This window comes from Bradyrhizobium sp. CSA207, from assembly GCF_029051685.1.
In the GTDB taxonomy this organism is placed as follows: Bacteria; Pseudomonadota; Alphaproteobacteria; order Rhizobiales; family Xanthobacteraceae; genus Bradyrhizobium.
The window spans coordinates 1-944 of the sequence record NZ_JAACFT010000116.1 but is presented as its reverse complement, the minus strand read 5'-3'; the positions used below and the strand labels follow the sequence as shown (position 1 = coordinate 944).

1 protein-coding gene is annotated in these 944 nt (G+C 58.2%); it reads right to left on the bottom strand.

Translation table 11 applies throughout. From position 1 onward, the window contains the following. Positions 1–914, bottom strand: a 914-nt coding sequence (locus GWG65_RS40220; RefSeq protein WP_275200921.1) for an IS1182 family transposase, incomplete at its 3' end; no start/stop codon positions are given. Positions 915–944 lie beyond the last annotated feature (30 nt).

Sequence of the window (944 nt, the reverse complement as noted above, 5' to 3'; positions counted from 1 at the left end):
TCTCCATCGTAATAGCCGCGGTCTGCCACCACTTCGAGCGTCTCGACCGCCATCTCGTCGCGAGCCTGCCTGGACATGTTAGCGAGTTCGTGGCGATCGGTGCCCATGTTGGTCACTTCGTGAGCCACGATGAGATGATGCTGCGTATCAACTGCGATCTGCACGTTATAGCCAACGATCCCGGTGTCCTTGCCACTCGTCGCCATCGAGCGCGCATCGGGATCGGTCAGCGAAATCTGCTTGTCCTCGCTCTTCATCATCTCCACATTGATCGTGTTGAGCCGGACGACCTCCTCCTTGAGCTTCTCGATCTTGCCATTCAACCGCTCAACCTTCGCCTCCGGCACCGCGTCGCCATGCCGATCGGCGGTCTCAAGCTGAGAGAGATAGCGGGCGATGCTCTCATCGATACGCTCCAGACGCCTCTTCATCTTGGCCTCTGTGAAGTTCTTGTCCCGCGCATTGACGGCCTTGAATTTTGATCCGTCGATGGCGACGCTCGCGGCACTGAACAGCTCAAGCTTTCGGCACAACGCGACGAACTCGCGACAGACCTCACGAATGGCCTTGCCATTGTCCTTGCGGAAGTCAGCGATCGTCTTGAAATCCGGCGCCAGCTGGCCGGTCAACCAGATCATCTCGATATTGCGCTGGCATTCCCGCTCCAAGCGTCGGCTCGACGGAACCCGATTAAGATAGCCGTAGATGTAAAGCTTGAGCATCGTACCCGGGTGATAGCTGGGTCGGCCCGTGTCGAATGGCTGGACGCCGATGAACCCGAGCTTGCCGAGATCGAGACTCTCGACGAACACGTCGACCGCTCGCACTGGATTATCCACGGTCACATAGTCATCGAGCGATGCCGGAAACAGCATGCTCTGCCCGCGATCCACCCCTTCAACAAAGCGCTTCATTGGACGTCCCCGCAAGTGCAGGGAATCCTA